The organism is Runella aurantiaca (assembly GCF_003339505.1).
In the GTDB taxonomy this organism is placed as follows: domain Bacteria; phylum Bacteroidota; class Bacteroidia; order Cytophagales; family Spirosomataceae; genus Runella; species Runella aurantiaca.
In genome coordinates, this window is record NZ_QPIW01000034.1 from 1 (window position 1) to 24,929 (window position 24,929).

General features: G+C 46.6%; 23 protein-coding genes. 9 read left to right on the forward strand and 14 right to left on the reverse strand.

Going from position 1 to position 24,929, the window contains the following annotated elements; genetic code table 11:
- Positions 1-574 precede the first annotated feature (574 nt).
- Both DVG78_RS26300 and DVG78_RS26305 read right to left on the reverse strand, forming a co-directional pair.
- A complete protein-coding gene (locus DVG78_RS26300) occupies positions 575-1,210 on the reverse strand; it encodes a response regulator transcription factor (protein WP_114463982.1) in 636 nt (211 codons plus the stop codon).
- Between the two features lie 22 nt (positions 1,211-1,232).
- On the reverse strand, positions 1,233-2,291 hold the full coding sequence (locus tag DVG78_RS26305; RefSeq protein WP_114463983.1) for a sensor histidine kinase: 1,059 nt from the start codon (positions 2,289-2,291) through the stop codon (positions 1,233-1,235).
- A gap of 261 nt (positions 2,292-2,552) precedes the next feature.
- Here DVG78_RS26305 and DVG78_RS26310 point away from each other — a divergent pair, with 261 nt between their 5' ends.
- Positions 2,553-5,675 carry a ligand-binding sensor domain-containing protein gene (locus DVG78_RS26310; protein ID WP_158550106.1) on the forward strand — a complete coding sequence of 1,041 codons (3,123 nt, stop codon included), beginning with the start codon at positions 2,553-2,555 and terminating at the stop codon, positions 5,673-5,675.
- A gap of 22 nt (positions 5,676-5,697) precedes the next feature.
- Positions 5,698-6,318 carry a response regulator transcription factor gene (locus DVG78_RS26315; protein WP_114463985.1) on the forward strand — a complete coding sequence of 207 codons (621 nt, stop codon included), beginning with the start codon at positions 5,698-5,700 and terminating at the stop codon, positions 6,316-6,318.
- A 123-nt stretch (positions 6,319-6,441) separates the two neighbouring features.
- Here DVG78_RS26315 and DVG78_RS26320 read toward each other — a convergent pair whose 3' ends face one another.
- The 5 genes from DVG78_RS26320 to DVG78_RS26340 all read right to left on the reverse strand — a co-directional run bounded on the left by DVG78_RS26320 (position 6,442) and on the right by DVG78_RS26340 (position 11,772).
- Positions 6,442-7,755, reverse strand: coding sequence for a hypothetical protein (locus DVG78_RS26320; protein ID WP_147277179.1), 1,314 nt, complete (start codon positions 7,753-7,755; stop codon positions 6,442-6,444).
- 229 nt (positions 7,756-7,984) lie between these two features.
- On the reverse strand, positions 7,985-8,749 hold the full coding sequence (gene madM / locus DVG78_RS26325) for a malonate transporter subunit MadM (RefSeq protein WP_114463987.1): 765 nt from the start codon (positions 8,747-8,749) through the stop codon (positions 7,985-7,987).
- Positions 8,750-8,751: 2 nt separating this feature from the next.
- Positions 8,752-9,120: a malonate transporter subunit MadL gene (madL, locus tag DVG78_RS26330; RefSeq protein WP_114463988.1), complete on the reverse strand. Its 369-nt coding sequence runs from the start codon at positions 9,118-9,120 to the stop codon at positions 8,752-8,754.
- 106 nt (positions 9,121-9,226) lie between these two features.
- Positions 9,227-10,711 (reverse strand): acyl-CoA synthetase, encoded by a 1,485-nt coding sequence (locus DVG78_RS26335; protein ID WP_114463989.1) that lies wholly within the window; start codon positions 10,709-10,711, stop codon positions 9,227-9,229.
- Positions 10,712-10,902: 191 nt separating this feature from the next.
- Complete coding sequence (locus DVG78_RS26340) at positions 10,903-11,772, reverse strand: YitT family protein (protein ID WP_114463990.1); 870 nt, start codon at positions 11,770-11,772, stop codon at positions 10,903-10,905.
- Between the two features lie 264 nt (positions 11,773-12,036).
- On the opposite strand from DVG78_RS26340, the gene DVG78_RS26345 reads away from it, so the two are divergent.
- Both DVG78_RS26345 and DVG78_RS26350 read left to right on the forward strand, forming a co-directional pair.
- Positions 12,037-12,549, forward strand: coding sequence for a helix-turn-helix transcriptional regulator (locus DVG78_RS26345; RefSeq protein ID WP_114463991.1), 513 nt, complete (start codon positions 12,037-12,039; stop codon positions 12,547-12,549).
- Between the two features lie 103 nt (positions 12,550-12,652).
- On the forward strand, positions 12,653-13,246 hold the full coding sequence (locus DVG78_RS26350; protein ID WP_114463992.1) for a 1-acyl-sn-glycerol-3-phosphate acyltransferase: 594 nt from the start codon (positions 12,653-12,655) through the stop codon (positions 13,244-13,246).
- A 109-nt stretch (positions 13,247-13,355) separates the two neighbouring features.
- On the opposite strand, the gene wecB is transcribed toward DVG78_RS26350, so the two are convergent.
- On the reverse strand, positions 13,356-14,468 hold the full coding sequence (gene wecB, locus DVG78_RS26355) for a non-hydrolyzing UDP-N-acetylglucosamine 2-epimerase (RefSeq protein ID WP_114463993.1): 1,113 nt from the start codon (positions 14,466-14,468) through the stop codon (positions 13,356-13,358).
- Positions 14,469-14,516: 48 nt separating this feature from the next.
- Positions 14,517-14,864, reverse strand: a complete 348-nt coding sequence (locus DVG78_RS26360) for an arsenate reductase (protein WP_114463994.1) — start codon at positions 14,862-14,864, stop codon at positions 14,517-14,519.
- Positions 14,865-14,934: 70 nt separating this feature from the next.
- On the opposite strand from DVG78_RS26360, the gene DVG78_RS26365 reads away from it, so the two are divergent.
- Positions 14,935-15,369: an SRPBCC family protein gene (locus tag DVG78_RS26365; protein WP_114463995.1), complete on the forward strand. Its 435-nt coding sequence runs from the start codon at positions 14,935-14,937 to the stop codon at positions 15,367-15,369.
- A gap of 15 nt (positions 15,370-15,384) precedes the next feature.
- Here the strand turns inward: DVG78_RS26365 and DVG78_RS26370 are convergent, their stop codons facing one another.
- Positions 15,385-16,134 (reverse strand): ABC transporter ATP-binding protein, encoded by a 750-nt coding sequence (locus DVG78_RS26370; RefSeq protein ID WP_114463996.1) that lies wholly within the window; start codon positions 16,132-16,134, stop codon positions 15,385-15,387.
- Between the two features lie 6 nt (positions 16,135-16,140).
- Complete coding sequence (gene tatC / locus DVG78_RS26375) at positions 16,141-17,043, reverse strand: twin-arginine translocase subunit TatC (protein WP_114068580.1); 903 nt, start codon at positions 17,041-17,043, stop codon at positions 16,141-16,143.
- Positions 17,044-17,341: 298 nt separating this feature from the next.
- Between tatC and DVG78_RS26380 the strand changes: the two genes are divergently transcribed.
- Positions 17,342-17,770 (forward strand): hypothetical protein, encoded by a 429-nt coding sequence (locus DVG78_RS26380; protein WP_114463997.1) that lies wholly within the window; start codon positions 17,342-17,344, stop codon positions 17,768-17,770.
- Complete coding sequence (locus DVG78_RS26385) at positions 17,736-18,497, forward strand: phosphoglycerol geranylgeranyltransferase (RefSeq protein WP_114463998.1); 762 nt, start codon at positions 17,736-17,738, stop codon at positions 18,495-18,497. The genes DVG78_RS26380 and DVG78_RS26385 overlap by 35 nt, the downstream gene beginning before the upstream one ends.
- Here DVG78_RS26385 and DVG78_RS26390 read toward each other — a convergent pair whose 3' ends face one another.
- On the reverse strand, positions 18,498-20,045 hold the full coding sequence (locus tag DVG78_RS26390) for a hypothetical protein (protein ID WP_114463999.1): 1,548 nt from the start codon (positions 20,043-20,045) through the stop codon (positions 18,498-18,500).
- A 258-nt stretch (positions 20,046-20,303) separates the two neighbouring features.
- Here DVG78_RS26390 and argS point away from each other — a divergent pair, with 258 nt between their 5' ends.
- A complete protein-coding gene (gene argS, locus DVG78_RS26395; RefSeq protein ID WP_114464000.1) occupies positions 20,304-22,082 on the forward strand; it encodes an arginine--tRNA ligase in 1,779 nt (592 codons plus the stop codon).
- A gap of 52 nt (positions 22,083-22,134) precedes the next feature.
- On the opposite strand, the gene DVG78_RS26400 is transcribed toward argS, so the two are convergent.
- Both DVG78_RS26400 and gcvT read right to left on the reverse strand, forming a co-directional pair.
- Positions 22,135-22,842, reverse strand: coding sequence for a 2-phosphosulfolactate phosphatase (locus tag DVG78_RS26400; protein ID WP_114464001.1), 708 nt, complete (start codon positions 22,840-22,842; stop codon positions 22,135-22,137).
- A 50-nt stretch (positions 22,843-22,892) separates the two neighbouring features.
- A complete protein-coding gene (gcvT, locus tag DVG78_RS26405; protein ID WP_114464002.1) occupies positions 22,893-23,993 on the reverse strand; it encodes a glycine cleavage system aminomethyltransferase GcvT in 1,101 nt (366 codons plus the stop codon).
- Between the two features lie 164 nt (positions 23,994-24,157).
- Here gcvT and DVG78_RS26410 point away from each other — a divergent pair, with 164 nt between their 5' ends.
- A complete protein-coding gene (locus DVG78_RS26410; protein ID WP_114464003.1) occupies positions 24,158-24,874 on the forward strand; it encodes a hypothetical protein in 717 nt (238 codons plus the stop codon).
- Positions 24,875-24,929 lie beyond the last annotated feature (55 nt).

The window sequence follows — 24,929 nt, forward strand, 5'->3', positions numbered from 1 at the left end:
GTTGGAAAAACTATTACGATCCTTCTAAACGGAAAGAGAAAAAATAGATTAAATTCGGACTAAGAAGAAAACGGTAAACATATTTCAGGATTAACTAAAAACGGTCAACTAATTTTAGGACAATACAAACCTTGAAGTCGTACAAAAAAGTGCCAATATTTCTATACTTCCTGTTTATCAGGACGGCAAGCCCATCATTGATATTTACCTGCAATATGACCTGACGATTGATAAAAGCAGGATTGTTGGCTTTCGGGAAAATGCCGCGAGTGATAGGCTAGATACTGCGACAATTTTTCTGGATGCGCCGGAGGTAACTCCCAATCATGTTTCTTTCGAATTTACGCACCATAAACCCAACTATACCATGGTCGATTTTCCCCCTTACGGTTTTCGCTTTATGGTGTTTGAAATGATAATCGGTGACACAAGACAAACATTTTGTGCCCCCGTATATACCTATCATTGTTTAAAGATGAAATCGGGCAGGGCTTTGTCTTTGGAAAAAACCAGTGAAATTTTGGATGCCAAAATTCGCGCTGGCCAAGAAAAAGGAAAAAGGGGGAAGAGTTTTTTATACTAACCTCATTTCTAGTGCCTTCACCACGGCTTCGGGGGCGGAGTTGACGTGCAGTTTTTCGTAAATGTGATTTACGTGCGTACACACCGTATGAAACGTAATGCCGCAGGTGTCAGCAATCATCTTGTAGCTTTGGCCTTTGACCATGCAGGCCAACACTTCTTTTTCGCGCTGCGTGAGGCCCACGTAGGTGGGTTGACCTTTCACAAATTGATTCTGAAACATATTCATCACCTTGGCGGCAATGCTTGGCGACAGGTGCGAGCCGCCGTTGTTTACTTCTCGAATGGCCTGTACATACACTTCAGGATTGGGATTTTTGACGAGATAACCCGAAGCCCCCGCGCACACGGCCTGAAATACCTTTTCGTCGTCTTCAAAAACGGTCTGAATCAGGACTTTCACCTGCGGGTACACCTTCTTGATTTCAATCATGGCTTCAATGCCCGTAAGGTGTGGCATCTGAATATCCATCAGCACAATATCAGGTTTAAGTTTTTTGACGGCACTGACGGCCTCACGCGCGTCGGCGAAGGCGCCCGCTACCCAGATTTCGTCGGTGACCGATAAATACAGTTCCAGACTCTCCCGCAGGTTTTTGTTGTCTTCAAACAAAACGATTTTTATCATGAGCTTAGAGGTTGTAGGGGTTTTACAAAATAGGAACTTCCAGTCGTAAGGAGGTACCTTTGCCAAGCGTTGACTGAATTTCCAGAAACATTTCGGCTTCTTCGGCTCGATTCTTAAAATTGCTGACACCGTTTCCGGCATGGTCGGCGGTCGCGTCAAATCCCCGACCATTGTCCTCAATCGTTATATAAAAACAATTGGGGTCTGAGGTGATTTTGGCAGAGGCTCTGTCGGCCTGCGAATGTTTGGCGATGTTGTTGACGGCTTCTTTAAAAATCAAGTAACAATTCTTGCGTTGCTCCAAAGTGAAATTTGCTTTCTGAATGTTTTCTTGAATCTCAAAATCAAACTCAATGCCTTTGTTGGACAATAACGCCGAAGCAAAAGAGCGCATTCGCTCAAACAGCTTTTCGTTGGAATCATTTTTGGGATTAATGGCCCAGACGGCATCCTGCATCAGCCCCACCGATTCTTTGGTATTATCGATGATGCGCTCCAAAATCGGGAGTGTCTCCGTTGATGTTTTTTTTCGTAATACTTCTGCAAAAATCGCAATGCTGTTCAAATTTGACCCTACTTCATCGTGCAAATCGGCGGCAATCTGGTTGCGAATGGTCTGAACCTTAAGCTTTTGTTTGAAATTATAAAGAAAAAAAAGATAAATACCCACCGAAACCACCATGACGACGTAGGTAATAATCATGGGCCAAAACCACCATTCTTCCCAAAAAGACTGTTGCACTTCAATGGGAAACGACAGAATGAAAGGGGAGCCAGAAGCCTTCTGGGCTTTGAGTTCAAGGGTATAATTGCCGCCGTTGAGTTGTTGGTAATGCGCCACGGGGTACGTCGTCCTGACCCAATGAGAATCTAATCCCAGCAAACGGTGTTCGTAAAAAAACGAGTCGATAGCGGGCATTGTTGCTTCAAGCAATAACTCATTTTGGGAGGATTTGAGCTTGATAATGGTCGTAGAAGAAGCCGAGACTTCTTTGCCGTTTATCAGCATTCGTTGCACGGTAAAAGGGGCTTTTTGGGCAATTACCTTAGTACACAGAAGGAAAAGAAGAAGGTATTTCATTGCCGTTGACCATCAGGGATTTAAGTCGACGAACGTAGCTATTTTTTTAGGTAAAAACAAAATTAACTTTTAAGCCTATTGTGATTTGTCGAAATAGGCAGAAAATGAATAAATTACCCCTTAAAATTTCGGTAAAATGCCAAAACCATAATCCCCTATTTTGGGTGAATGAAACAACGGGCGTTCCAACCTACTTTTGTAAAATATAACTCGTATACCCCTTATCCTTGTTTAAGAAGAGGGGCAGGGGTGAGGTTAACAATGAAAAAAATCTTATTACTGCTTTCTATCTGTATCTCCAATGTCGTTTGGGCAAACAACGTGATTCCTTCCGACTACTGGGACCACCTTGCTCTCAACGAAGGCCTGAGCCAAAACGAAGTGCGCAGCATCGTGCAGGACCACCGAGGGCTGATGTGGATGGGTACGCAAGACGGCCTCAATTGTTATGACGGACAGACCATCAAAAAATACCGCCACAATCCGTTTGACTCTACTACGCTCTCGCACGATGACATTACATTTTTGTACGAAGATGCGCGGCATCATCTCTGGGTGGGCACCACCAAAGGCCTGAATCGGCGGTTGTTTCGCCAGAATACTTTTCAACATTTTCCGCAAATCCAAGGCATGGTCACGAGCATTGTGGAAGATAAAAACCATACGATTTGGGTCGGAACGTCTTCAGGTTTATGGTGCCTGCGGCCACAAGGAGATGAATTTCAGCATTTTTTGTACCGTCATTCTACAGACGATGCTTATTCGCTTTCGAATGATTTTGTGGGAAGTATGACCCTTGATGCCGAAGGAAATTTATGGATAGGAACGGCCAAAGGCCTCAACAAACTATTGATTGGCAATAGCATACGCTTCGAAAATAGTCGTAACCGTTCCTTACCGCTTTTTGACGCTAACCAACCTCCTTCGCACGTCTGGAATGCGCGTGGTAAGGGGTTGTGGGTGAGTGCGCAGGGTCAGTTTGGGTTGGCCAATCCCCAAACGGGTGCATGGGAAGACCTGACAGATGGGCTGCCCATTAAAGTTCAACTTTCGACTGTTTGGACCGACCGACTCGGTGTGATTTGGATAGGAACGCAGGGGAACGGTATTTTTCGTTATCGTTTTGACGCAACCACGCGGCAATTGGTACGTATGGGGAGTTTTCAGGAAGATTTATTGGCAAAAAATGGCCTCAAAAGTAGTCATATTACGTGCATTTATGAAGGGCGAGAAGCATCGGAAGATGTGGTTTGGGTAGGTACACGCGAGGCGGGAGTACAGTTGTATTCACGTTCAAAAAATACATTTCAGCATTGGGAACGGCTATTTAGTAAAGAAAATGCCGCTGGAAAAAGTTACTTCGGCATTGGTACCGATCGGAAAGGGTTTTTGTGGACGGGGACTTTTGCCAATTTGTACCGAATTGACCGTCAGTCTCAAGCCATTAAAAAATACGCATTACCCAATGATGCCTTGGTCGAAACCATCACCGAAGATGCGCAAGGTACGCTGTGGGTAGGTGGCAATGCGGGATTGCTTCGGTATGACCGCTCTCATGATCGTTTTGCTCCGTTTGTGCTGCCCGCATTCGACAATAAAAAACCTTGGGTTTTGCGGATTTACGAAGACAAACAACAGAAAATGTGGGTAGGCACCCAGTCCTATCTGGCCAAACTCACTCCGACTGGCTCGCCCGAAATCATTCGGGAACTACCCGCTGCCCAAAATACTAAAATTGAACTTCGCAACGTCGGGGCTATTCAGAAGGATGCCAAAGGCACACTTTGGATTGGGATGCGAAATGGATTGGTACAATGGCCCGCCAACGGAAGGGGTGTCCAATTATTTCAAAATAGGCCTAGTGACCCTAAGTCGTTGATAAACAATATTGTATTGGACATTCATGTCGATGCTAAACAGCGCGTGTGGGTGTGTACCACCAAAGGGCTCAGTCGAGTGATTGAAGAAAAAGGAAAGGTGACGTTTGAGCATTTTACCGAAAAAGAAGGCCTTTCAAATGCATTCGTGTACGGGGCGTTGAGTGACTCGAAAGGGAAAATATGGCTCACCACCAATGGTGGTTTGGTTTGTTTTGACCCCGACAGACGCACTTTTCGCAATTATACTGCCCAAGACGGCCTCGGTGGTGGGGAATTTAACTCTGGGGGTTTTCACCAAAGCACCGACGGAGAGTTGTTTTTCGGTGGCAACGGTATGTTGCTGAGTTGTCGTCCCACCGAATTAGTGCCCAATCGGCACTTGCCAAAAGTCGCGGTGACGTCCTTCAAAAAGTTTGAAAAAGAATGGGACATTGACAGTCTGCTGGCGTTGAAAGAGCCCATTACCCTAAAATATGGCGAGAATTTTTTTTCGTTTGAATTGGCGGCGTTAGATTATACCAACCCCACCCAGAATCAATTTGCGTATCATTTGGAAGGGTTTGACAAAGAATGGGTCATGGCTGGTACGCGTCGCTATTTGACGTTTACTAATTTGAGCCCTGGCCAGTATACGCTACGCGTCAAAGCTGCCAACAACGAAGGGCTGTGGAATGATAAAGAAATCCTCAGCATTCCGCTTTACATCCAACCTCCTTTTTGGCAAACGTGGTGGTTTTACGCCGTAGCTTTGTTGGTATTGGCTACGGCGGCTAAGTTATTTTACGATTATCGAGTACGGGCTAAAGTGAAGTATCTGTTTGATTTGGAGAGGGTTAAGTTGGAGGAGAACGAGCGCGTACGTAAACTCGCAGCCCAAGATTTGCACGATGAATTCGGAAATACGCTGACGCGGATTTCGTTGTTAACAGAAATGATTAAAACCCGTCTCAACGGTCAGGCCAAGGGCGAAATCGGGACGTTGCTCACCAAAATCGGTGACAATTCCAACCGCATGTATCAGGGAACGAAAGATTTTATTTGGGCCATCAATCCCGAACACGATAATTTCTACGAGATTGCCATACGCCTCAAAGATTTTGGCGACGATGCGTTTGATAAAACGGGGATTCGGTTTTCGGTCAATGGCCTCAACGATGAGCTCCGCGCGGTGACGCTCTACATGGGCGAAAGCCGGCACTTAGTGTTGCTGTTTAAAGAAGCCATCAGCAACACCCTCAAACACGCCCAAGCCACGGACGTTTCGTTTACTTTTAGCGTTGAAAACGACGAAATGAGCATCAAATGGGAAGACAACGGCAAGGGCTTTTACGCTGACCAAACCCGGCAGGGTAACGGACTGACCAACATCCAGACCCGCGCCGAAAAAATAGGTGGTAGCGCCATCATCCGAACACTGGAAGGCAAAGGAACTTGTATAGAATTTCGAAAAAAAGTAGGGGCTGGAGTACAATTTAGCCCAAATATTGACAAAACTGGGCGTTAGCTCTGACTAAATTATTCCAAAAATGCCAATCCGCCTCTCCCTCGTCGAAGACGACCACCTCATCCGCGAAGCATTTACCGATTTGCTGAACAATACCGAAGATTTTTTGGTCGTTAGCTCGTATTCTAATTGTGAAGATTACCTGCGCAACCTCGCCACCGACCGCCCCGACGTAGTGCTCATGGACCTCGAACTCCCGCGCATGGGCGGTGTAGAAGGCATTGAGCGCACCAAAAAACTACGCCCTCAGACCCAACTCATTGTGGTGACTGTGTACGAAAACGATGAGTTGGTGTTCAAAGCGCTGTGCGCTGGTGCGGGTGGATACCTCACCAAAAATATGCCGCCCAGTCGTCTCATTGAGGCCATTCGTGAGATACGACAGGGCGGCGCACCCATGAGCACCAATATTGCCCGCATGGTGGTGGCGTCGTTCCAAAAAAATCATCATTCTCCCCTTACCGCCCGCGAAACGGAGGTCTTGGAGCGTATTGCGCAAGGGAAAAGCTACACGACCATTGCCGATGAATTGTTTGTGGATAAAGAAACCATCCGGACCCACATCAAAAACATCTACTGGAAGCTCGAAGTCCACTCCAAAGCAGAGGCCATTGAGAAGGCAAGGAAGGAGCGGTTGATTTGAGCGATAACTTACCCGTCTGACGGTTCTAAACCGTCAGACGGGTAGGAGATTGATTTGAATATCTACCGAATAAAGTTATTGGAAATAATGTCGGGGCAGAGAATAACGCTTTTTGTCCCAATCTTAATTCTCAATGGTGCGAAACTCTCCCCCGAAAGTACCTGCTTGGACGGGTTTATAACGACCTGGTTCATGGTAAAGGGTAGCGCTGAAGGTGCCCGCAATGGTGCCAAGTTTGCCGTTGTATTCTGTGATGGTGATGGAGCCTTTTGAATAAACCATGTCGAAACTGATGGGGTCGACGTATTGAGAATCAAATAATTTTCCAGTTTTTCCGCTTTCTTTACCGTCCATGCGGCATTTCTCGTCCGACTCAATTGTGTAGGTACCTTTTCCTTTGAAATTTTTGATGGAAACGCTGAGACCTGCTGGATAATTCGCATCTGGAGGCATGACTTCTTGCATACTGATATAAATACGGCTGCCGCTCTCGTCGTTATTGACCGAGACTTTAGGGTTTTCGTAGATTCTTCCGTTGACGGTCATTCGATTGGCGGCTACGACGGTCACGTTGGCAACCAGAATGATTTGACTACGTCCGCCCGTTTTTAGGTCAACACTGATGGCCATCGGGTTGTTGGCGGGTACTTTGCTGGGAGCGATGTAGAGTGCCTTTTCTCCTTTGTTGTGAACACTTAACGAGCCATTGGCTTTGTTGGCCGACAGTGCGGGCTCACCGTTGAGACGCCAGTTTCGGAGGTTTGTATGGTCAACGGGTTCCCACGGCTTAAGCGACGCCAACAATGTCTCTCTCGACTCCGACTCTTCTTTGTCGCTGTGGTTGGGTTGATAGGCCACCGTAAGCATTATTTGTTGGTTAGGAACCAACACACTGGCATCGTATTTCAGATAAAAATTCTGATAAAAAGCCAAAGGGTATTTTAGGTCAAATGTCGGTACGGTGAGTGTTTGAGTGGCAACGTCTACTTTGAGGTTAGACTTGCCAAGCCAAGCACCGTCTTCGCGCTGTCTGGCCAGCCCCACCACATTGGTAGCGGTGCCGTTGAGGCCGTCCTTGCCAAATTTCCAAGCGAGTGAAACAGGTTTGTTGAGTTTGGTCTCCTTGGGCGTTACTTCAAATGCTGGCCCAATACCCCCAGCGGCTTTGTTTTCTACCATTTGTAGCTGAAGGGCAGTAGGGGCACTGAGCGCCCCCGCTGGAAAAGTCAATTGTAGGCTCCCGTCGGGGGAAGTCAGCGTACCACCTTCGGGGCCGATGGATTTGGCAACGGGCGCACCGATGGGCTTCCCCTTTTCGGTGATTTCGGCGGGGAGGTTGCCTATTGGCTCTACATTAACAAGACTGCCAGGTGTTTGGCAGGCAATTTGACCCACGAGCCAGACGCCCATGGTCAATCGAGGAAGAAAATATTTCATTTTTGGCTGTATAGTTAAACGAATCGGATTCATTAAAGAGCGTTTCAGCGCGCTCGTTGTCCCAAAATTGCCCTAACACGCCCATTTTTAATAGCCAGAAATGATTGAATTGCGTCTTCCTACGTTTTAATTGAGAAAAAAAGGTAGTGAAGAGATACTATAATTCTAAACAGAAGCCTGTGAATGGAACACCGCCGTAGAGGCGCAACCATTATAGAAAATAAGCGCATCAGCCCCCAAACGTCAGCCGCATCAGAAGGTACAGAATCGAAGGACAGGCGAGGCAGCCCAGACCCGTGTAAAAAGTGGCGGTGAGGGCACCGTACGGAACAAGTTTGGGGTCGGTGGCGGCCAATCCTGCCGTTACGCCGCTGGTGGTTCCCATCAATCCACCGTAGATGAGGGCGGTGTGTGGATTATTGAGGCCGATGTATTTGGCCACGAAGGGTGTACCGATGGTTACGGCGATGGCTTTGACCACCCCCGCCGCAATGCTCAAGGCAATGACGTCGGACGAGGCACCAATTGCCGCGCCCGTTACTGGCCCGACGATGTACGTACATGCCCCCGCGCCGATGGTGGTCAGGCTGACGGCATCGCGATAACCCCAGAGCAATGCCACACCTACACCGCCCAGAAAAGAAAGTACAATGCCCAAAAACAGCGATAAAGCGCCCACCCAGCCCGTGCGCCTCAACACTAAAAAACTCGCGCCCATGGCGGTGGAAACAATGGCGAAGTCGCGAAACATGGAGCCGCCCAGCATGCCGAAGCCCGAAAAAATCTTAATATCGGCAATGCCCTTTTCCCCACCCGAATACACCCCACCAAAGTAGGCAATGACCAGACCCGCGAGAATAGCAATGGCCGAGGCGGGGATTTTACGACGGGTAAGTTTGTCGGAAATAATGCCCGACAGATAAATGATAAGCCCTACGACCAAAAAGGCAAAGACCAACCCGTTTTTTTCGAGAAATTTAACGATAATTTCCATGCTTAGTCGGGCTTGGTATTTTTAGAAAGTTTGGCTAAAAGCGGAATGGCAAGCAGGCAAATCACAAAAGGGACAATCCCCGCCATAATGGCGATGAAGCCACTCGAAACCGCCACTTTTACATTTTGAATAGCCGACATTGCTACGATAATCGGAATGTACATTTGATTCCAAAACAGGATTCCATTTTCGGTAGATTTATCAAAATAACCTTTTTTATGAAGCCAATCGCTCAGAAAAATCAACAGTAACATGGCAAAACCTACACCGCCGACGTTAGCGTCAACGCCAATGAATTTACCCAAAAATTCACCGATGAGTTGGCCGATGATGTAGCAGAAAGCCAAAATGGCTACGCCGTAAATAATCATTTTTTGGAGGTTAAAGGTTTAGAATTACGTCGGCAGGGTTGGTTGTCACGGAGAACGTCGGCAGGGTCTGAGACTGTGACGATTAACCCCGCCGACGTTGAAGAAATCAAAACAGCTTCTTGATGTCGTTTTTGGTGACTTTGCCCATGGCATTGCGGGGGAGTTCGTCGATGATTATGTAGTGGCGAGGTACCTTATAGGCGGGCATACGCTCGCGAAGCCATTGGTTGAGCGCTTTTAGGTCGATTTCGGGGTCTTTGACCATCAAGGCCGCAACGACCAACTCCCCCCATTCTTCGTTGGGAATGCCGACCACGCTGCAATCGCTGATGGCGGGATGCGTGCGTAATACTTCTTCGATTTCGAGCGCGGAGATTTTATAACCACCCGATTTGATGATGTCGATAGAATCGCGGCCCAAGATGCGGTAGTAGCCTTTTTCAACCACGGCCACGTCGCCTGTTTTGAACCAACCATCTTCCGTGAAAGTCTTTTGGGTGGCTTCGGGGCGTTGCCAGTATTCCAAAAATACGTTTTTGCCCTTCACCTGAATTTCTCCGGGTTGCCCTGTTTTGACGACTTGATTTTGCTCATCGACCAACCGAACCCGAACGCCCGGCAGAGGTTTGCCGATGTAGCCTGCTTTGCGCTCGCCATGGTACGGATTGCTAATACCCATGCCGATTTCGGTCATGCCGTAGCGTTCCAAAAGCGTATGTCCGCTGATGGTTTCCCATTTTTCCATAACCGATACAGGCAATGCAGCCGAGCCAGAAACCATCAGTCGAAAGCAGGAAAGGTTGTCTGAAATTACTTGTTGTTTCTCCTTTGGCAGACTTTCCCAGTAGGCGATAAGCTTGAAATAAATGGTCGGGACGGCCATGAATACATTGATTTTTTCTTGCAAAAATGCCCCAAAAACCGCTTCAGGCGAAAACGAAGACAAGAACTCCACCGTTGCGCCTGACCACAGCGCGCAAGAAATGACGTTAATAATGCCGTGAACGTGGTGCAACGGCAATACGCACAGAATGTGATCGTTGGCCGACCATTCCCAGGCTTTTACCAAGGTTGATACCTGCGCTTCGATGGTGCGGTGCGTCGTGACCACGCCTTTGGGCAGGTTAGTGGTTCCGCTGGTGTAGAGAATCATCGCCCGGCGGTCGGGCGAAATATTGGGCAGTTTTTGGGGAGATAAGGCAGCGTCTTTAACATCCGTTAAGGCAATGAAACGAAGGCCTTTTTGGGTAACCAACGGCGCTAAAAGCTCGGCGTATTCGGCCCCCGCCACGATGATTTGCGCGTCGGTATCGTCGATGACGTACTGTAAAGAGGGCAATGGGTACGTGATACACAACGGAACCGCCACGCCGCCAGCGCGCCAAATGCCCCACTGCACGCGCACATAATCAAAGCCGGGAGAGACCATGAAGGCGACGCGAGCTTCGGCCAAATCGGTTGTTTGCTCAAGTAATATTGACGCAAATCCGTGCGAAGCTTCCAGTAAATGTTGGTAAGTATAGGTTTGATTGTCAGCGACAATGGCTTGATTGCCTTGGGTTTGGGAGGCGTTTTTGATTAACTGTAGCATAGGTTAAAAAAAGGAAAGGCTCAAAGCTATTCGAAAACGAGCATTCTGCCAAAAATCAGCGAAGCTTATTGAAAATGGATTTCGCATTATTACAAAAGGTTATTCACGTTGAATCCATAAAAGAGAGAAGACCATGAAAAAGATATAGGTATTGCTCTGTTTTTCAATTTGTTCGGCGGTTGATGAATGGGTTAATGCAACGGCCTTCCTTTCACAATACCCCCGCGGGCGTCATCTATTCCGTGTTGAACAATAAAAGCCAAAGGGTCAATCTCGGCAATGGCATCGCGTAGGCGGCTCACTTCCAGTCGCGTAACGACAGAATAGAGTACTTTTGTGGCTTCTGTTTGAGCGCCTCTTTTTCCAAATCCTTTTTCGCTATTGAGCACTGTTACACCTTTGTGCAGTTTGTCGGTAAGCAGCTCCCGGATTTCTTCGTGATGGTCTGACACAATCCAGATGGCAGTATATTCTTCAATCCCATGAATCAGAAAATCGACGGTTTTGGAAGCGGTAAAATAGGTGAGCATAGAATAAAGGGCAATATCTACCCCCAAAAAGTAAGCAGCCGTAGCAAAAATGAAAATATTCATCCCCAGAATAACGTCGCCGACCCGCACGCTTGAGTTTCGTCGACTCACCAACAACGCGGCCACTTCTGTACCATCTAACACCGCTCCTCCTCGCATAGCCAACCCAATACCAGCTCCGATAAAGAAGCCGCCGAAAACCGATGTTAACAATAAATCGGGGGTAACATCTGGAAATTCGACCAAAGCTAGACACAACGCCAACCCCGTAATGGCGGCGGTACTTTTGAACGCAAAGGCCTTGCCGATTTGGCGATAGCCCATGATGATAAACGGAAAGTTGATGATAGGGATAAGCACCGCCAACGGAACGTGAAAAATAGAAGCCAACAACATGGAAATTCCAGTAACTCCGCCGTCGATAAAGTGGCTGGAAAGTAAGAACCCTTTCAGGCCCAATGCGGCGCTGAAAATTCCCGCCGTAATAAGTACTGCATCTTTTACTAATGAACGTTTTGTAATGCCTTGCATACTGTTAATGGTAGATATTGAGGGGTGATGATATAGTTTTAACGCTGAACTTTATCAATTACAGCAATTTTGAGGAGATTCGCAATAACCTTGATATTGACATTGGGTACGTGACTTTTCCTAATTCTATGCGGAGGAGACTATACGGGCCGCGCTCAAAATCTTTTGTTTGTGTGGCCCGTACGAGAAAAAAGTAAAATTGATTTAGTAGTTCATGCAACGTTGAGGGGCCTTTTCTCATCTTATCACAAAACCAGCCATGAGATGAAAGAACTACCGATTAATTTTAATGGGTTATTGGGGTGGATGGGCCTCTTTGGAGGTTTGGTTTGGGTGCTGCTTTTTGTGGTACGCTCTGAAAAAATGCTTCAAAAACCCATGAAAATCAACTTGCTGTTTTTTGGTAGAAAGGCAAATCAAGAATACGGCGTTCGTCTACTAAATCGCCTGTTCAGGCTCATGAACAATGAAAAACCTTATCTCGAAAAAAACATTTCACTAGAATCACTGGCGGCTCGACTCAATGTTACGGCGGCGCAGTTGACGCAGGTAATCGACGAAAATTTAGAACAAGGCTTCCCCGAATTGATTTCAACTTACCGCATTCAGGAAGCCAAGCGCTTGCTTGTAATGCCCGAATACCAACACGGCAAAATGGAAGACCTCGCGTACAAAGTGGGGTACGAGTCTATCGCTTTGTTTGACGACGCCTTTAAAAACTTCACCGAGCAGACCCCCACCGAATATAAAAAGAGAATGAGCATGATTTGTCTGTAAACTATTTTATAAACAATAGTAAAATAGTAGAGAAATCATTAACGCTACCTGTTGCCAAATCGAAAGGAGTTCCTAAATTTGAGGTACCTAAACCTTGATGATGATGAATTGGCTCTTTGCATTTTTATACCGAATTTTCGGATGGGGAATCCTTGGACGTGTTCCCAAAGACCTAAAAAAGGCAATATGGGTAGTTTGCCCGCACTGGAACAGCTCTGATTTTTTTATTGGAGTTGGCGTAAGAGCCTTCATTGGGGTTAAAATGGGCTTTCTGGGAAAAAGCTCTCTCTTTAAATGGTATTCGGCTTGGTTTTTTCGGGCATTGGGTGGGTATCCCGTATACCGTGAAAAATCCAATAATTTGGTGGATGCCGTGGCCGAGACTTTCAAACAAAACGAGTTTATTCACATCGCCATTGCCCCCGAAGGCACCCGCAGCAATACTTCCAAACTCAAAACGGGCTTTTATTTTATGGCGCTCAAAGCCCAAGTTCCGCTGGTGCTCGTCGGCTTTGATTATACCCGAAAATTGGTGGTATTCGGTGAGCCCATTTACCTCACTGGCGATTATGTCAAGGATATGAAGCCCTTCTATGATTTTTACCTGACGATTCAAAGTCCCAAAAAAGAATGGTTGCAGTTGTATGAACAAACGGGCGTTATTCCTTTTCCAAAAGAGCAAAAGACAGAAAGGTAAAGTTGAGAACCGAAAAACTGAGAAATTTAAAATGTAAATCGGGAGGCCGTGATGGCATCTTGCAGGGTGCGGCTTTAGTAACGATATAAATTTTTTGTGATACCTAATTTTATAATCTCATCAAAAACGCCGCAATTCGCTCACTTGCCAAGCCGTCGCCGTAGGGATTATTTGCCTCCGACATTTGTCGGTAAAGGGTTTCGTTTTCACATAACTCGCTGACGGAATGTACAATAGAGTCGCGATTGGCCCCTACGAGTTTAACGGTGCCCGCATCGATGGCCTCGGGGCGCTCGGTGGTGTCCCGCATGACCAAAACGGGCTTCCCCAAACTCGGAGCTTCTTCTTGCACACCGCCCGAATCGGTCAGAATGGCCCAACTTTTTTTCATGGCGTACACAAAATTGGTGTAATCCATCGGCGCTGGTAAATGTACGTTGGGTAGGTTGCCCAATCGGTCATAGACTGGTTGCTGAACGTTTGGATTGAGGTGAACCGGGTAGACTATTTCTAGGTCTAGGTATTTCTCGGCCACATGACGTAAGGCGTCACAAATTTGGATAAAGCCATCACCGAAGTTCTCGCGACGATGCCCTGTCACAAGCAAAATTTTTCGACCCGATTCAAAAACGCGTTGCACAGAAAGCGGAATGTCAACAGAAAAATGCGTGGCTCGTTGGCTGACGTAGAGTAAAGAATCAATAACCGTATTGCCCGTTTTTAAGATAAGTTCAGGAGCAATGCCCTCCTTTAAAAGTGCCTGTACATTGCGGTCGGTGGGAGCAAAATAATAGTTGGCTAAACGGTCGGTAATGAGGCGATTGGCCTCTTCAGGATAGGGTGATTGAAGATTGCCCGTACGCAACCCTGCTTCAACGTGCGCAATCTTAATGCCTGCATAAAAAGCGGCCAACGACGTAGCCATGCACGTAGTGGTATCTCCGTGTACCAACACAACATCTGGGCGATAGGATTGAAAAAGCGTGCGTAGGCCCGTCAGAATACGGCAGGTAATATCGGTCAAATCCTGCCCAGCCTGCATTACGTTGAGGTCAAAGTCGGGCGTTAGTTCAAAAATATCCAATACCTGATCCAGCATCTGCCGGTGCTGTCCAGTCACGCACAGTTTATGCTCAACGTGCGGGTTTTGGCTTAAATTTCGTACCACCATCGCCATTTTAATGGCTTCGGGGCGGGTACCGAATACGGTCAATAACTTCATTTTCTGGGAAGCAAACAATGTAAAAATGGCACTAGATACACGGTCAATTTATGCGATACTCGCCATCGTATCGGGTTTCCACCCCACGGCCACAATTTTTCCGTCTTTTTCAATGACTGGGCGCTTAATCACTGAAGGTTTCTCCATCATGAGTGCAATCGCGCTTTCGTTGTCTTGAACGGCATTTTTTTGTTCCTCAGAGAGCTGTTTCCACGTGGTTCCCGCCCGATTGATGAGGATTTCTTTGGGCTGTTGGGTGAGCCAAAGCGCCAGTTTTTCGTGCGAAATTCCCTGTTTTTTATAATCATGAAACGTGAAGGGAAATTGATTCTCTTTCAGCGCAGTTAGTGTTTTTTTGACGGTGTCGCAGTTGGGGATTCCGTAAACGGTCAACATAAGGGTAAATGTATTGGTGAATAGAACTGCAAAGTAGAAAACTTTTTTGAGTAGGGCGTGTTAAGTAGCCATGAAACTTATTCTGAGAACCACCGTTCAGCAGTCCTACTTACAGGTTTGGAAAGGCTTTGATGAAACACTCTTTCGTCGGCTGAGTCCTCCTTTTCCTCCCGTTCGGGTGGTTCGCTTTGATGGGTGTCTGAAAGGAAATATGGTGGAATTAGAACTAAATTTTTTTCTCTTCAAACAACTTTGGACGAGTAAAATTACGGAGCAGCAAGGCAATGCTGAGGAGTTTTTTTTTATTGATGAAGGTGTAAAACTTCCGTTTTTCTTAAGTTATTGGCGGCACCGTCACCGAATCATTAAAGATGGTGAGCATACCATCATTGTGGATGAGATTGACTTTCGTACGCCTTTTATCCTGACAAATTACCTGTTTTATCCCCTTTTATACGGGCAGTTTTTGTACCGAAAGCCCATTTACCGTAAAGTGTTTTCGTAAATAAATCGAAAATCCTTATTGGCGGCTCATGTCTCGTAGTAGCTTATTGGCAAAAATAAATTCATTCAGTTCGGTCACTTTTGACTGGGTAATGGTGGTGTTGTCGCCTTCCCAGACTTTATGACCTTTGTACAGAAACATCACTTTTTCGCCGATTTCCAAGACCGAGTTCATGTCGTGCGTAATCACGACGGTGGTAATGTGGTATTCGTCCGTAATTTCCTTGATGAGCTCATCAATTTTGATGGACGTGAGCGGGTCTAAGCCAGAGTTTGGCTCGTCGCAAAATAAATACTTTGGATTCATTACGATGGCCCGTGCAATGCCGACGCGCTTTTTCATCCCGCCGCTGATTTCGGAAGGCATCCGCCCAGCGGCTTGCTCAAGACCTACGCGGCTAAGGCAAAAATTTACGCGGTCGCCTTTTTCGCTTTCGCTCATATTGGTGAGCATTTCGAGCGGAAAGCGTACATTTTGGGCCACAGTCTTGGAATCAAACAACGCTCCACCCTGAAAAAGAACGCCCATTTCGCGCCGAATCTGCTTGCGGGTGTCTTCATCACTGTTCCAAAAATCGCGACCGTTGTACAGTACATTGCCGTGGTCGGGTTTGACAAGGCCAATGAGGCATTTGAGCAGCACGCTTTTACCCGTGCCGCTCCCGCCAATGATTAAGTTTGTATCGCCGGGTTTGAACGTCCCAGAAACACCCTCCAATACCATGCGTCCATCGAAGGACTTAGAAATGTCGGTAAATTGAATCATGATTAATTACATGTCAGCATCAGGATTCCAAGGCTCACCCATTGCGCTGGCTTCTTCTTCCTTGGCTTCCAATTCGGCGTCTTCTTTTTTACTGCGCTCTACCCACGCCGAAACCATGATGCTGATTTCGTACAAAAGCGTTAAAGGTAATGCCACCAATACCTGACTGAGCACGTCGGGAGAGGGGGTAATGACCGCCGCCAAAATCAAAATAACCACAAAGGCGTGTTTGCGGTACTCGCGCATGAAGCGAGGGTTAAGAAAACCGATTCGCGACAAAACGAACGCTACCACTGGCAACTGGAATGTAAGCCCGCAGGCAAGCGTCAATACCGAAATCAGCCCTACATATGAGGTGATGTCAAATTGGTTCTTGATGCGGGGGTCTAATTGGAAATTGGCTAAAAAGTTGATAGCCAGCGGAGAAACAATATAGTATCCGAAGAAAACACCCGACAAAAATAGAAAAGTAACGTAGAAAACCGCGCCCCGCGATACGCGCCGCTCAGCAGGCTTAAGACCTGGCTTGATAAAGCGCCATACTTCCCAAAAAGCATAAGGGAACGCAAACAATAAACCTATGATAACCGAAGAAAGCAGCGCCATGGTAAATTGGCCTGCCATCTCACGGCTCTGTAATTCGAAGTCTAATTTGTCAATACAAAGTCCTTCGGCACCCGTGAAGTCAGCGATTTTGCAAAGCATCCGATAGGTCCAAAAATCAGACTTGGAAGGACCTAATATGATTTTGTCATAGATTTCTTCAATGTAAATAAAAGCGGCAATGGTAAAAATTAAAATCGCCCCTACGGCCCGAATTACGTGCCAACGCAATTCTTCGAGGTGCTCAATAAAACTCATTTCGTCGCCGGTGGCATTCTCTTTATCAAATTCTTGGTCGAGTGGCATTGGTTATTTTATATTGATGGTACTCAATTTGTGTTACAAATAATGGATATTCCGGTCCTAGTAAAATACAATGCAATGTACTAACTACTCCGTACAAACATACAAAGGTACACGCTTAGACGCTTTTGCGTTACAATTTCTTTAAAAATTAGGTTCAGTTTTGGGCTTCTAGTAGGTTTTTACGACTTTTGAGAAAGATTTGCTAGCTGATTTTAAGTGGAATTGAATGGATTAGGCGTAAATTGTCTCTGTTATTCACCCTTAAAATTCCAGTAATCAACTTAAAAACATCCACATAATGGCTTCACTCCCAAAAAATATCCTGACTTTTGAGGAGCCATTTGGTGACACCAATGGCCGGATTACCGAATTACAAACTGCCTCAGAAGGGTATCGCCGTCTGCTGGAAGAAAAAATAGAAGACTTAAAAGTGGATGCCGTCGAAATCGGTAAGCAGGCGTTGGTCATCGGTGGCGTGATTGTGGCGGTCTATTTATTGGTTGATGCGCTATTGCCGGAAGATGAACCTGAAATAAAAGCAAAAAATACGAGCAACGTTTCAGGGGGCATTGAGCGTCATACAGAAAAAACATCGTGGGTTGTGAAAGCCGTTACTTCTTATGCGACGACTTGGCTACTAGGACTGGCACGACAAAAATTAATGGATTTTTTGGCTACTCAGCAAAATACGAATGCAGGCACAGATACGAACGAAACTTCAAAGTAATCTTCAAAACGGGCGAAAAGCGTTCGCAGTGTTGCTCGACCCCGACAAGGTTGAGTTGGAGTCGTTTCCGTTTATGCTCGCCGAAAGTGTGCGTTACGGAGTCGATTTTTTCTTTGTGGGCGGCAGTCTCATTACCCGGTATGCTTCAGATGAAATCATTGCCGCGATTCATAAACATACCCATATTCCTGCGATTCTTTTTCCGGGCAACAGCCTGCACATAGAGCCGTCGGCGGATGCTATTTTGTTGCTATCGCTCATTTCGGGCCGCAATCCCGAACTCCTCATTGGGCAACACGTTATTGCGGCTCCGCTGTTGAAAAAAAGCAAATTGGAAATTCTGCCCACGGGTTATATGCTCATCGAGAGTGGCCGTGCCACTACGGTGTCTTATATTAGCAACACCACTCCCATTCCCCACGATAAACCTGGAGTGGCGGCCTGTACGGCCATGGCGGGCGAATTGTTAGGGTTGCAAATCATGTATTTAGACGCAGGAAGCGGGGCACAAAAACCCGTTTCGGCCGAGATGATTGCGGCGGTGCGCCAAGCTGTAGATACCCCCATTATTGTGGGGGGAGGCATTAATTCCGTCGAAAAAGCACAATCGGCGCTTGAGGCGGGTGCCGATGTGGTAGTGGTTGGAAACGGCATTGAGAAAAACCCTGATCTTTTACCCGAAATCGCGCAGGCGGTCAGAAGCTTTAACGAAAAAATTATTGCCTGATTAATTCCCCGATGATTTTCCCTTTTTTGTTTCTTCCTTGGCATCTAAGCGCGGAGCATAAGGATCGTAAGAGAAGCGATTGATGTAAAAAACTTCACGCGGGGCGCCAACCCATTTTTCGCTGCCGATTTTCTGGTAGCCGTATGCCAAAAAGTAATGGTCATGCCACGCGGCCAAAAGTCCGCGCTCATTGTCTACAATGCGGTCGTTGTCGTCGGCGCTTTTGATGGTAAATGCTTCTTTTTCACGAACTATTTTGTTGCGCTCTATCACTTCCGTGTTAATCTTCCCGTCTTTGGGATAGCCCAGCACCAGCAGCCCATCGCGGCGAGTGACCTGAACCATGGGCAGCAACTCAATACTTTCGACATTTTCGAGGGCAAAACAGTTGTCCCATAGCAGGTTTCCTGCTTTGTCAAACCCACAAACGATGGCGTGTGTGTAGCGAAAACCATCAAATTCGCGGTTGGGGTTTCGGGCCGCCATACCTCCAGTGTACATGGTCCCATTTTTATACACGGGATAGTATACCTCCGCCACTAGCACGAACTCATCGTTGGATTTAATAACTTCATGAACCAGCAATCGGTACCGAAACTTAGGCTCTTTTCCTTCTTCCTTTCGTTTAGAAATTTTTTCTACCACCCGTTGTTTGCGTTTGGGTTTTAGGTAATTAAAAAAGTTTTCCAGTTTTGAAAAGTCGACCCATTGCAGTTTTTCAGGCTCGGCATCTTTGATTCTTGAGAAATAAAGCCCCTGCGAATACTGGGTACAGCCCTGTGCATAATTGCCGACAATGAGCGACGAAGTCTCGTCGAGCGGTAAGATTTTGCCCGAAATCAGGCCGTTATTGTCTTCAAAAGGCATCGTCGTTGTTTTGATGAGTTTGCCTTCGTACGAATAAGTTTTGATGGTAAATTGACAATCGCCCCGTTTGATGGTGTAGAGCAACACATTGAGTTGATTGCGTTGTTCGTCGAGCTCGATGTTACTGATTTCGGTGTTGGTAGTGTACAGATACGGTAGTGCCTTGATGCTTTTGTCAAAGAAAGAAAAAGCCATGACCACGGGCCGGCTGTGGTGGTAGCCGCCGATAAAAGCGGTGTTGCCCAATACTTTGAAATGCACAATGTCGGCGCGGGTCAACAAATCGCCCTTAAAAGTCTCGATTTCACCATTGTGTAAGTCTACGCGCAGCACGGTGAGCTTGTCGCTGTCGGTTTCTTGAAGCAGCCAAAAAAGGTAGTTTTGGTTGTGATAAGTTTTGATAGGATGCAGTTCGTAAGATAACTTATATTCTGCCGACCATTGTTGTTTGAGCAGGGTGTCAAAACGGAAAAAAGACCATTTTTCGTTGCCATAATATTCTTCTTTGCGCTGCGTCACCAACAAACCTTCTTTGTTGAGCGGCGTTACGTCAAAATATTCATCGTTGGTTTGGCTGACTTTAAACTCCAACCGTAAAGATTGCTCCAATTGCGCCCGAGCTTCTGAAAACAAGGCACCAATGAATATCAATAAGCGTAGTATTTGTTTCAACGTTTTCATTTCTTGACTGTTAAGTGCCGAATGGTTAGAAGTTCATCATAAACGCTTGTTATCAATAAAAGTAGCAAACGCTTTATTTAAAATCAACTTTTTTGTGCGCACTGAGGGGTTGAAGATACGAAAATACGATTAAATTATTATTTGCTTGACGAATTTGAAGTACTTTTGCGACTCGTTTGAAACCCTTATCGGTTACTGCTCTTTTCAGGGTAACAATGAGCGATTTACGACGAATAACGGAATAATGAATACGGAATTATGCATATAGAATCAATTATCAAGACGTATATCCAAAGCGCATTGCAGGAAATTTATAACGTTGCCGAAGAAACAATCCTGCTTCAGCCGACCAAAAAAGACTTTGAAGGTTTTTATACGTTTGTTACTTTTCCCTACACCAAGAGCCTTCGCAAACCTCCCGTCGAAATCGGGAATAGCCTCGGACAGTATCTGATAGAAAAATCGGGCGTGGTGAGCAAATTTAACGTGGTGCAGGGTTTTTTGAACCTCAGCATTGCTGAATCGGCCTGGATTGAAGCCCTCAATACCTTGGCGCTTGACCCAAATTTTGGTTTTTCGGCTCCCAATGGGCAATCGGTCATGGTCGAATTTTCGTCGCCCAATACCAATAAGCCGTTGCACTTGGGGCATTTACGGAATAACTTTTTGGGCGATTCGGTGTCCAGAATTTTGAAAGCCAACGGCTACGACGTGGTCAAAACTTGTTTGGTCAATGACCGAGGCATTCATATTTGTAAGTCGATGTTGGCCTACGCCAAGCTCGGCAACGGTGAAACCCCTGCGTCTTCAGGACTCAAAGGCGACCACCTGATAGGTAAATATTACGTCTTGTTTGACAAAGAATACAAACGGCAAATCGAAGCCTTGGTAGCCGAAGGCAAGACCAAAGAAGAAGCCGAGAAAAAAGCGCCGTGGATGCTCGAAGCCCAGCAACTGCTCCTGAAATGGGAACAAAGCGATGCCGAAACGATTGCGCTTTGGAAGCAAATGAATGCGTGGGTTTACGCTGGATTTAACGATACCTATCAAAAAATCGGGGTCAGTTTTGACAAGACCTACTACGAATCCAACACTTATCTTCTGGGCAAAGATGCCGTGGACGAAGGCTTGGCCAAAGGTGTTTTCTTCCAAAAACCAGACAATTCGGTGTGGATTGATTTATCGGCCGAAGGCTTGGACGAAAAACTCGTGTTGCGGGGCGATGGTACTTCCGTTTATATGACCCAAGATTTGGGAACAACCGACCTGAAGTTTGCCGATTTTCACACGAATAAATCCATTTGGGTGGTCGGAAACGAGCAAGATTACCACTTTCAGGTGTTGTTTGCCATTCTTAAACGCTTGGGTCGTGCTTACGCCGAAGGTTGTTATCACCTGAGCTACGGCATGGTGGATTTGCCGTCGGGAAAAATGAAGTCACGCGAAGGGACAGTCGTGGATGCCGATGAACTAGTGGCCGAAGTAACCGCCGCCGCCGCCGAAGAAGGCAACGCCAAAGGAAAAATTGATGATTTTAGCGAGGCCGAAAAACAAAGACTGTTTTCGATGCTAGGCTTAGGGGCTTTGAAATATTATCTGTTGAAAGTAGACCCGCAAAAGCGAATGCTGTTCAACCCGGCCGAGTCGGTGGAGTTGCACGGCCACACTGGACCGTTTATTCAATACACCCATGCCCGTACCCGCTCGGTACTGCGGAAAGCGGTACAGATGGGGGTGGAGTGGACTAAACCTGCTGTAGCAGTTGCGTTGACGGATTCGGAGAAAGAGGTTATTTTTTGCCTTACTCAATTCCCCGAACGAGTGGCCGATGCCGCTCGTAATTATTCTCCCGCGTTGATTTCGCAGTATGCGTACGAATTGGCGAAGGCGTACAATACGTTTTATGCAGAAGTATCAATATTACAAGAACCCAATGCCGACGCCCAACAGGCGCGTCTGCTGCTCTCACAAGCCGTAGCCGACGGCATCCAAAAAGCAATGGGGTTGCTAGGCATTGAAGTGCCAGATAGAATGTAGTAGAAAGTCAGGAGGGAGAGATAAGCTCACTCCTGACTTTTCTCCGCTTTCATCACATACCCACCAGCGTACTTCCGCGCAAAATGGGCACTACATCGTATAAATCTCGTTGCAGACAATACGAAATGTCCTTTTGAATGCCCAGACGTTGCAGACGACGTACGTGCGAAGAGTTGGACACGTAGCCCAACAAATCATCTTTGGCTTGCTGATAGGCCCGCATCGCCATCAGGGCGCTGTCTTCGGCAATCATGTATTCTTCTTTGAGGGCTTCTACCAACGCCCCCGCAAAAAGCGTATCTTCTAGGTTGACGCGGCCTTTCCAACCCGCACACAACACCAGCACATCGTACGATTGAGATTGCAGATAATTGGCCACGGCGCCTAAATTAAGAAACGCCCCCACCAACACCTTTACGGCATCTGCTTTGGCTTTGGTGATAGACAAGGTGCCGTTGGTGGTGGTCATGGCGACGTGCCCGCCTACGAGGCGGTCGTCCATGTAGCTGAAAGGAGAATTGTCTAGTTCAAATCCTTCTACTTTCATGGCGTTGCGCTCCGCTGCTGCAAAATACCCTTTTTGCTGATAAGCATAGCATTCTTCTACCGTAGCAACGGGCGTAATGCTTTCGATGCCATACGCCAGTCCCGTGACCATGCAGGAGGTAGCCCTGAAAATGTCGGCAACAACGACGATGGTATTGTCGATGGCATGAAGGTGTAATAAATCAGGGGTCAGGCAGACGTCAATGGATTTCATACGATGTTATTAACGTAACGAAAAGAACAGTTCATAAAACTGTTTTTCGGTTATACGGTTGGTTTTACAAATGGTAATTTTACGACTTGCGCTTTCAGCAATTTTTCACGCACTTTTACGAAAATCTCACTTCCGGGTTTGCTGTAAGTGGTAGGGACGTACCCCAGTCCGATGCCTTTGCTTAAGGTAGGTGATTGGGTGCCAGATGTTACGTGGCCCAGCGCGTTGCCTTCGGCATCACAAAGCTCATAATGACCGCGCGGAATGCCTCGGTCAATCATTTCAAAACCAACCAGTTTGCGTTGTAATCCTGCTTGTTTTTGTTGGAGAAGTGCTTCAGAATTAATGAAGTTCTTGGTGAATTTGGTCACCCAACCCAAGCCAGCTTCGAGTGGAGAAGAAGTATCGTCGATGTCGTTTCCGTAGAGGCAATAACCCATTTCGAGGCGAAGTGTGTCACGTGCACCTAAGCCGATGGGTTTGATGCCAAACTCTTTGCCCGCTTCAAAAATATGGTGCCAAACATGAATGGCCGCATATCGGGGAATGTATAACTCAAATCCGCCCGCCCCAGTATAACCAGTGGCCGAAACGATAATATCGGGTAAACCCGCAAAAGTCCCTTTTTTGAAGGTATAGTACTCCATTTCTGCCAAGTGAATACTCGTCAGTTTTTGCAGCGCTTCGGCCGCTTTGGGGCCTTGTACGGCAAAAAGACACAAATCATCTGACGCGTTAATCATCGGAACGCCTTCGGTATTATGGCTTTGAATCCAGTTCCAGTCTTTTTCGATATTAGAGGCATTGACCACCAAAAAGTATTCCTCCTCGTCGATTCGGTACACCAGCAAATCATCTACCGCACCACCTTGTTCGTTGGGCAGGTAGCTGTATTGGATTTTGCCGTCAAACAACACCGACGCGTCATTGGCCGATACCCGCTGAATGAGGTCGAGGGCTTTGGGGCCTTTAAGGATAAATTCACCCATGTGCGACACGTCAAATACGCCTACTCCGTTGCGAACACAATGGTGCTCTTCAAGGTCGGATGAATAGCGAACGGGCATCATAAAGCCAGCAAATGGTACCATTTTTGCACCCAATTTTTGGTGGAGGTCGTTGAGCGGAACCGTTTTAAGTTGATCAGTCATATGTGGTCTGTTGAAATGTTGGTACAAAGCTACCCTTCTAATTTGAAAATTTGAAAACTGGACAATTTGAAAATACACTTATTTATCACCTTTTGTGTTTTTTTTCATTTGTACATTTTCAAAATTCGTCTACTTTTGTCTTATACTCAACCTTTTAAGGTGAAATGGGGAAGAAAAAACAACCTGAAAATCAAGTCCCGATTGACTTCCGATTGCAAGACCGTACGTTGCTTCATTTGGGGCAAATCGCGGCCCAGCGCGACGGTGAACGTTTATTTCAGGGACTTTTGGCGGGAGATTGGCTATTGGAACCCGCTGGTGAGGCTGCCGATGTCTCGTCGGGGCAGGATATTATCCGCCAGCTAGGCCGCCGTTTGCCTTATCCGGAAGTGGTCAAAGTGGCGCAATTACACGCGGTAGAAACCGAATTTGTTGGCTTTTCAGCTTTGTTTCAAAACAAAGGGTGGGTGTTTTTGAATGCCAAGGCCAATGATTATGAGCGCTGTTATTACACGGCATTACTGACGGCTTCGTTGGGGTTGTACATGAGTTATCCACAGACAGATGCCTTGTGTCAACGTTCGGAAAAACTCGTTTTTGATGCGTTGCTACCCGAAAGTGAAGTGCAGAGCTTCTTTCACCGGGGCATTACCAAAATATCTTCTTCGCTGGCCGTAGATATTGCTGATTTTTTCCGGGTTCCGTTCCCGATTGTGCTAAAACGCGCGCTTTCGTTGGAGGTAATTTCTGATGAGCAATACCGCAACTTCATGACGGTCAAACCTGAGCGTCCCGTGAAGGCACGCCCGTTGTTCGTTTCTAAATCGGGCGAGTTGGAAGGAGACTTTGACGACGAACAGTGGATTGGTGGCGGGTTTTAGCCAATGATTGCGTTTGCAATCTACTATTCTTCCCCCTCGTTTCTTGCAGTTGAAA

Coding starts and splice junctions, on each gene's coding strand:
- DVG78_RS26385 (WP_114463998.1), top strand. CDS start 17,736: ATGCAGGCACAGATACGAACGAAACTTCAAAGTAATCTTCAAAACGGG.
- DVG78_RS26335 (WP_114463989.1), bottom strand. CDS start 10,711: ATGCTACAGTTAATCAAAAACGCCTCCCAAACCCAAGGCAATCAAGCC.
- DVG78_RS26365 (WP_114463995.1), top strand. CDS start 14,935: ATGAAACTTATTCTGAGAACCACCGTTCAGCAGTCCTACTTACAGGTT.
- DVG78_RS26315 (WP_114463985.1), top strand. CDS start 5,698: ATGCCAATCCGCCTCTCCCTCGTCGAAGACGACCACCTCATCCGCGAA.
- argS (WP_114464000.1), top strand. CDS start 20,304: ATGCATATAGAATCAATTATCAAGACGTATATCCAAAGCGCATTGCAG.
- DVG78_RS26320 (WP_147277179.1), bottom strand. CDS start 7,755: ATGAAATATTTTCTTCCTCGATTGACCATGGGCGTCTGGCTCGTGGGT.
- tatC (WP_114068580.1), bottom strand. CDS start 17,043: ATGCCACTCGACCAAGAATTTGATAAAGAGAATGCCACCGGCGACGAA.
- DVG78_RS26370 (WP_114463996.1), bottom strand. CDS start 16,134: ATGATTCAATTTACCGACATTTCTAAGTCCTTCGATGGACGCATGGTA.
- DVG78_RS26400 (WP_114464001.1), bottom strand. CDS start 22,842: ATGAAATCCATTGACGTCTGCCTGACCCCTGATTTATTACACCTTCAT.
- DVG78_RS26345 (WP_114463991.1), top strand. CDS start 12,037: ATGAAAGAACTACCGATTAATTTTAATGGGTTATTGGGGTGGATGGGC.
- DVG78_RS26410 (WP_114464003.1), top strand. CDS start 24,158: ATGGGGAAGAAAAAACAACCTGAAAATCAAGTCCCGATTGACTTCCGA.
- DVG78_RS26360 (WP_114463994.1), bottom strand. CDS start 14,864: ATGTTGACCGTTTACGGAATCCCCAACTGCGACACCGTCAAAAAAACA.
- DVG78_RS26300 (WP_114463982.1), bottom strand. CDS start 1,210: ATGATAAAAATCGTTTTGTTTGAAGACAACAAAAACCTGCGGGAGAGT.
- DVG78_RS26305 (WP_114463983.1), bottom strand. CDS start 2,291: ATGAAATACCTTCTTCTTTTCCTTCTGTGTACTAAGGTAATTGCCCAA.
- madM (WP_114463987.1), bottom strand. CDS start 8,749: ATGGAAATTATCGTTAAATTTCTCGAAAAAAACGGGTTGGTCTTTGCC.
- DVG78_RS26350 (WP_114463992.1), top strand. CDS start 12,653: ATGAATTGGCTCTTTGCATTTTTATACCGAATTTTCGGATGGGGAATC.
- DVG78_RS26390 (WP_114463999.1), bottom strand. CDS start 20,045: ATGAAAACGTTGAAACAAATACTACGCTTATTGATATTCATTGGTGCC.
- gcvT (WP_114464002.1), bottom strand. CDS start 23,993: ATGACTGATCAACTTAAAACGGTTCCGCTCAACGACCTCCACCAAAAA.
- DVG78_RS26310 (WP_158550106.1), top strand. CDS start 2,553: ATGAAAAAAATCTTATTACTGCTTTCTATCTGTATCTCCAATGTCGTT.
- DVG78_RS26340 (WP_114463990.1), bottom strand. CDS start 11,772: ATGCAAGGCATTACAAAACGTTCATTAGTAAAAGATGCAGTACTTATT.
- wecB (WP_114463993.1), bottom strand. CDS start 14,468: ATGAAGTTATTGACCGTATTCGGTACCCGCCCCGAAGCCATTAAAATG.
- DVG78_RS26380 (WP_114463997.1), top strand. CDS start 17,342: ATGGCTTCACTCCCAAAAAATATCCTGACTTTTGAGGAGCCATTTGGT.
- madL (WP_114463988.1), bottom strand. CDS start 9,120: ATGATTATTTACGGCGTAGCCATTTTGGCTTTCTGCTACATCATCGGC.